Origin of the sequence: Phenylobacterium sp. (genome assembly GCF_036501465.1) — a bacterium.
GTDB lineage: Bacteria > Pseudomonadota > Alphaproteobacteria > Caulobacterales > Caulobacteraceae > Phenylobacterium.
This window is the reverse complement of the sequence record NZ_DASYAF010000040.1, coordinates 1-6,260: the sequence shown is the minus strand read 5'-3', so window position 1 is coordinate 6,260 and position 6,260 is coordinate 1. Positions and strand designations below refer to the sequence as shown.

Below are 6,260 nucleotides of genomic sequence, written 5' to 3'. Positions count from 1 at the left end.
TTCCACCGGTGGGTCTGGTGGCCGAAGTGGGCGCCAGCTTCGAGAAGCTGCCGCATGGAAAAGTCGGGTAGCGCCATGAACCTTTGATCCTTCTTCCGGTTCGTGCCTCCGCGGGGCCTACCCCTCCGTGAGAAGGGGACCGGAACGGAAAAGCGCGAGGATTGACCCGCGCATCGCCGAACGCCCTGCGTGTGTGATGGCCGCGACATAGGTCGGGAAGGCGCAAAAGGCAAGGAGGAAGGGGCAAGTGGGGCTGGGCTATATAGCTCCGCTCATCCCCGCGAAGGCGGGGACCCAGGCTTTTTACCGCCAAGCACGCCAAGGACGCCAAGTGTCACCTGGCTTGGCGAACTTGGCGTCCTTTGCGGTTTAATCCTTGAACTGTCACGGTAGATGCCAAAAACGCCTGGGTCCCCGCTTTCGCGGGGATGAGCGGATTTATATGACCGTTCAATGCCTTCTCTCCGCTTCTTACCTAAACTTCCTCCAGAAACGCCACCCCTGGCGCGGTCTTGAGCGCGCCGCGAACGGCTGGGTCCAGGGAGAAGCGGCCGGGGAGTTTCAGTTCGACTTCGCGGCCGTCGCCGACGCCGGCGACCAGAATGATCTCGCCGCCGGCGCCGCCATCGGCGGGGCGCAGGCGGCGGCGGAGGCCCTCCATGTCGGCCGTGGCCGGCGAGAGGTGGACGCGCAGGCCGGCCGTGGCGCCGGCGACGGCGCGTTCCAGCGGCTCGGCCTCGTCGCCGAAGAAGCGCACGTCGCCGTCCGAGGCCTTGCCGCGCACCTTGATCACCACCGCCCTGCCCGGCTCCAGGGTCTCGCGGCAGCGGCGCAGCGCCTCCGGCGGAAACAGCACCTCATACTCGCCGGTGGGGTCCGACAGGGTGACGAAGGCGAACTTGTCGCCGCTCCTGGCCGAGGCGCGTTCCTGGCGCCGGCGGACGACGCCGGCCATGCGGAAGGCCTCCATGCCCGCCTCGACCTGGGCCAGCGCGTCGGTGAACATCGTGGTGCGCTTGCGGCGCAGCACCTCCATCATCGATTCCAGCGGGTGGCCGCTCAGATAGAAGCCCACCGCCGCCCGCTCCTCGTCCAGCTGATCGGTCTCGCTCCAGCGGTCGCGCCTGGGCAGGCGCAGCCGCGCCGCCTCGACCTGTTCGCCGAACAGATTGGCCTGCAGCGAGGCGCGCTCGGCCGCGGCGCTCTGCGCCTGGGCGTTCAGCACATCGGCGCCGGCGATGATCTCGGCGCGGTTCGCATGCAGGCTGTCGAAGGCCCCGGCCCGGGCCAGATTCTCCAGCGCGCGCTTGTTGACCTGGCGCGGATCGACCCGTTCGACGAAGTCGTGCAGGTCGGAGAACCGCCCGCCGGCCTCGCGCACGGCGACCAGATGTTCCATGGCGGCCAGGCCGACATTGCGGATGGCGCCGAGCGCATAGAGCACGGCCCCATCCTCGACGGTGAAGTCGGCGGCCGAGCGGTTGACGTCCGGCGGCAGGATGGTGACGCCGCTTCGCCGCGCGTCCTGATAGAACAGCGCCAGCTTGTCGGTATTGGAGATGTCCAGGCTCATCGAGCCGGCGAAGAACTCCACCGGGGCGTGGGTCTTCAACCACGCCGTCTGATAGGCGATCAGCGCGTAGGGCGCGGCGTGGCTCTTGGAGAAACCGTAGCCGGCGAACTTCGCCATCAGTTCGAAAATCATCTCGGCCAGCCCGGGCGGCACGCCGCGCTCGGTCGCGCCCGACATGAACCGGGCCCGCTGCTGGTCCATCTCCTTCTGGATCTTCTTGCCCATGGCGCGGCGCAGCATGTCGGCCTCGCCCAGGCTGTAGCCGGCCAGCGTGCGCGCGATCTGCAGCACCTGCTCCTGATAGACGATGACGCCGAAGGTCGCCGCGAGCACCGGCTCGAGCAGCGGATGCAGCACGTCGACCGGCGCCCGCCCGGCCTTGCGCTCGATGTACTCCGGAATCGAAGCCATCGGGCCCGGCCGGTAGAGCGAGATCAGGTCGGAGACCTCGTCGAGGTTACCCGGCCGAAGCTGGCGCAGGATGTCGCGCATCCCCTGCCCTTCCAGCTGGAAGAGGCCGATGGTCTGGCCCGTGGCCATGAGCTCGTAGGTGGCCGCGTCCTCCAGTGGCAGCTGTTCGAGATCGATGCCGGCGCCGCGACGCTCGAGGAAATGCACGGCGCGGTCGATGACGGTCAGCGTCTTCAGGCCCAGGAAGTCGAACTTCACCAGCCCGGCGCTTTCCACCCACTTCATGTTGAACTGGGTGGCGGGGATGTCCGAGCGCGCATCGCGATAGAGCGGCACGAGCTCCGTCAGCGGCCGGTCGGCGATGACGATGCCGGCCGCGTGGGTCGAGGCGTTGCGGTAAAGGCCCTCCAACTGCAGCGCCACTTCCAGCAGGCGCGCCACCTCCGGGTCGTCGTCCCTGGCCTGCTGCAGCCTGGGCTCGATCTCGACCGCGCGCGCCAGCGTGGTCGGGGCGGCCGGATTGTTCGGGATCATCTTGGCCAGCCGGTCGACCAGGCCCAGCGGCAGCTGCATCACCCGGCCGACATCGCGCAGCACCGCGCGGGCCTGCAAGCTGCCGAAGGTGATGATCTGCGCCACCCGGTCGCGGCCGTACTTGGCCTGGACATAGGCGATCACCTCTTCCCGGCGCTCCTGGCAGAAGTCGATGTCGAAGTCGGGCATGGAGACCCGCTCGGGATTCAGGAAACGCTCGAAGATCAGGTCAAAGCGCAGCGGGTCGACCCCGGTGATCAGCAGCGACCAGGCGACCAGCGAACCCGCGCCCGACCCCCGACCGGGGCCGACGGGGATGCCCTTGGCCACCGACCATTTCATGAAGTCGGAGACGATGAGGAAATAGCCGGAAAAACCCATCGACTGGATGACGCCGATCTCGCGCTCCAGCCGCTCGTGATACTCGGCGACCGGCGCGGCCGGGGTGTGGGTGGCGAGGCGCAAGGTCAGCCCCTCGCGGGCCTGGGCGGCCAGTTCGTCGGCCTCCGAGCGGCCGTCGACGGTCGGGAAGCGCGGCAGGATCGGGTCGCGCTTGACCACCATGAAGGCGCAGCGCCGGGCGATGTCGATCGTGTTGTCGCAGGCCTCGGGCAGGTCGGCGAACAGGTGGCGCATCTCCGCGGACGTCTTGAAGCCGTGCTCGGCGGTCACCCGCCGGCGCTCGTCCTGGCCGATGAAGGCGCCGTCGGCGATGCAGAGCAGCGCATCGTGCGCCTGGTGCATGGCCCGGGCGGCGAAATAGACGTCGTTGGTGGCGACCAGGGGCGCGTCGTGCTCGTAGGCATAGGCCACCAGCCCCGGCTCGGCGGCGGCCTCGGCGGCCAGGCCATGGCGCTGCAGCTCGACATAGAAGCGGTCTGAGAACACGCCTTGCATCTGCGCCAGGGCCGCATTGGCCTCGGCCGTGCGGCCGGCGGCGAATAGCGGATCGACCGGCCCATCCGGCCCGCCGGAGAGCAGGATCAGGCCCTCGGCGCAGCTCGCGACGCGGGCCCAGGGAACCCCCGGCTCGGCGGTCGGCTCGATGTCGAGATAGGCGGCGGACGACAGCGCCATCAGGTTGAGATAGCCGGCCTCGTTCTGCGCCAGCAGCACCACGGTCGGCGGCCGCGCCCAGCGCTCGGGCGGGCCCTCGCCGATGCCGGTGACCGGCAGCGCGCAGCCGACGATCGGTTGCACCCCCGCCTCCCTGGTGGCGACGGAAAACTCCAGCGCCCCGAACAGGTTGGCTCGGTCGGTCAGGGCCACGGCCGGCATGTCGGCGGCCCGCGCCAGCTTGCCGATCGTGTCGGCCTTGATCGCGCCTTCGAGCAGCGAATAGGCCGAGTGGACGCGCAGGTGGACAAACCCCTCGCCCAAACCCCCGGCCTCGACCTCCGCCATGCCCTCAGCCTCTCAAGGTCCGCGACTCAGGCGACCAGATGCGCCACCGAGCATACCATCCAGACGAACCCCGCCACCGACGCAAGCGCCAACGTCTCGCGCGCCAACCGAACCACCATTTCCGCCTCCTGATTTCGTACTTGTTTTGTTCTTATTCTTGTTTTGTTCTACGATGTCAAGGCCGCCTTTAGGCGATGGTCGGCAATTGGGCGGTTAAGGCTCCTCCCGTGGCAGGCCATCCACCCCTATCTCTCGGGTGGCCGGCGCCGCTGCGTCGGCGCTTGATCCGCGAGGGAGACTGCCAATGATCCGCAAAGCGCGCGCCGTCTGGCGTGGAACCGGCCGGGATGGCGATGGCGATATCAGCACCGATTCCGGGGTGCTGGATGAGACGCCCTATTCCTACAAGACCCGGTTCGAGAACGAGAAGGGGACCAATCCGGAGGAGCTGATCGCTGCGGCGCATTCGGCGTGCTTCACCATGGCCCTGGCCTTTCAGCTGCAGACAGCGGGCTATACGCCGAGCGAGCTTTCCACGCAGGCGGCGGTGTCGCTGGAGCCGGATGGGGCGGGGTTCAAGATCACCCGCTCGGCCTTGACCCTGGTCGCCGACGTGCCGGGGCTGGATCAGGCGACCTTCGACAAGCTGGCCGAGGCGGCGGAGAAGACCTGCCCGGTGTCGCGGGTGCTGAACGCCGAGATCACGCTGGAAAAGACGCTGAAATAGGGCGTCGCTAGGCCTCGCCCAGCCCAGCCGCCGCCAGCGCGGCGGGGTCGTCGCTGATCAGGCGGCGCAGCACCGGCTTGGTGTCGTGGAGGTGGGCGGCGGCGACGGAAAAGCCGGAATAGCGCGCGCCGTAAGGGTTGGGCTCGAGCTCGAACAGGTAGAGCTGCTTGGCCAGCGCCAGCATGACCAGGTCCAGTATGGCGTCGCGGTTGCGCTCAGGAGCCTGGGCGGGATCGTCGATATTGTGAATCCGAACGCCGGCCGCGGCCGGCAGGCTGGCGAAGGCGTGGATGCGTTCGGCGCCGAACAGCGACCGGAACTGGGCGACGGTGTCGCGGTTGTCGGTGGCGAGGAAGATCGGGCGGTCCGGCGCGATCTTGCCGGCCAGGGTGTCGGCGCCGAGCCTGGCCTTGTAGTCGGTATTGCGGACGTGGACGCCGAGATAGGGCGGCCCGACCTCGCCAAGGCGTTGCAGCAGGACCTCGACCAGCGGCTCGCGCAGGCGCAGCCGCGCCAGGGCGCCGATCGCGTTGGTCCCGCCGCCGCTGGCATGGTGGACGATCAGCGGCTCGGCATAGTCGCGGTCGAAATCGAAGGATGGCACCAGGCCAGTCTCGGCCTCGACGAACCGTTGCAGAGCCCGGTCGAAACGGGCGGCGTAGCGGGTCACGCGGCCGGCCAGGATGTGCGGAAAGACCTCGAGCTGGTCCAGCCCCCCGAGCACCGCATCGGCGTCGAGCACCAGACGCGCCTGGCGGCTGACGAAATAGGCCGAGAAGCGGTCGCGGAAATAGGTCTTGGAATAGTCGGTGTCGACGACGACGGTCCGGTCGAAGCGCTCGGCATAGAGGCAGGCGCGCTCGATCTGGCAAAGCATGTCGTTCAGCCCGCCCAGCGGGCGGCAGAGCAACAGCCTTTCCGTGGTCATGGTCGCCCCCTTCCGTCGAGAGCATAGAACAGGGTCTCAAAGCGTGTCGCCTGGCTTCGAAACTCGCCCCCCTGCGCGCCGGCGCTATATCTGCTGCGGTCTTGAATAGGGGAATAACCGATGATCACCGGGAACTGCCTTTGCGGCGCGGTCGCTTACGAGGCGGAGGCGCTTGCGGGGCCTGTCGTGCACTGCCATTGCCGCACCTGTCAGAAGGCTCACAGCGCCGCCTTCGCCACCACCGCACGCGTGCGGCGCGAGGATTTCCGCTGGACTCGCGGCGCGGACGGGATGGGCGCCTACCCCTCGTCGCCGGGCAAGCTGCGCCACTTCTGTCGCGCCTGTGGCTCGCAGATCATCTCGGAATGGACGCACGAGCCGTGGGTGATCCTGCGCATCGCCAGCGTCGAGTCCGGACTGGAGGCCGAACCCGCCTGCCACATCTGGGTCAGCCATCAGGCGAAGTGGGACCACGGCCAGGACGACCTGCCGCGATATGCGGAGGGCCGGCCGGCGTGACGGAACGCGCCGGGAGGTCTAGCGTTAAGCTTAAGGCCGCGACGTATTGCCGACGCGATGCCGGATGGGGGGGACGCTCAGATGTCCGACAAATCGCGAAATCTCGTCAGGATCGCCGGGCTCATGCTTGTCGTGCTGACGCTGAGCGCCTGCGTGGCCGGATC

The 6,260-nt window shown here is 68.3% G+C and carries 6 protein-coding genes; 2 read left to right on the top strand and 4 right to left on the bottom strand.

Annotated features, from left to right (window positions below; genetic code table 11):
* From VGL85_RS04105 to sidA, 3 genes are all read right to left on the bottom strand, one after another.
* On the bottom strand, nt 1-77 hold a 77-nt coding region (locus VGL85_RS04105; protein WP_331586271.1), incomplete at its 3' end, for a hypothetical protein.
* 398 nt (nt 78-475) lie between these two features.
* Entirely contained in the window at nt 476-3,922 is a 3,447-nt protein-coding gene (gene dnaE / locus VGL85_RS04100; RefSeq protein ID WP_331586269.1) for a DNA polymerase III subunit alpha, read from the bottom strand.
* Nucleotides 3,923-3,948: 26 nt separating this feature from the next.
* On the bottom strand, nt 3,949-4,041 hold the full coding sequence (sidA, locus tag VGL85_RS22135; RefSeq protein ID WP_414695172.1) for a cell division inhibitor SidA: 93 nt from the start codon (nt 4,039-4,041) through the stop codon (nt 3,949-3,951).
* A gap of 185 nt (nt 4,042-4,226) precedes the next feature.
* On the opposite strand from sidA, the gene VGL85_RS04095 reads away from it, so the two are divergent.
* A complete protein-coding gene (locus tag VGL85_RS04095) occupies nt 4,227-4,649 on the top strand; it encodes an OsmC family protein (RefSeq protein WP_331586267.1) in 423 nt (140 codons plus the stop codon).
* A gap of 7 nt (nt 4,650-4,656) precedes the next feature.
* On the opposite strand, the gene VGL85_RS04090 is transcribed toward VGL85_RS04095, so the two are convergent.
* Nucleotides 4,657-5,577, bottom strand: a complete 921-nt coding sequence (locus tag VGL85_RS04090) for a hypothetical protein (protein ID WP_331586265.1) — start codon at nt 5,575-5,577, stop codon at nt 4,657-4,659.
* Between the two features lie 120 nt (nt 5,578-5,697).
* Here VGL85_RS04090 and VGL85_RS04085 point away from each other — a divergent pair, with 120 nt between their 5' ends.
* Nucleotides 5,698-6,096, top strand: coding sequence for a GFA family protein (locus VGL85_RS04085; protein ID WP_331586263.1), 399 nt, complete (start codon nt 5,698-5,700; stop codon nt 6,094-6,096).
* The last annotated feature ends 164 nt before the right edge of the window (nt 6,097-6,260 follow it).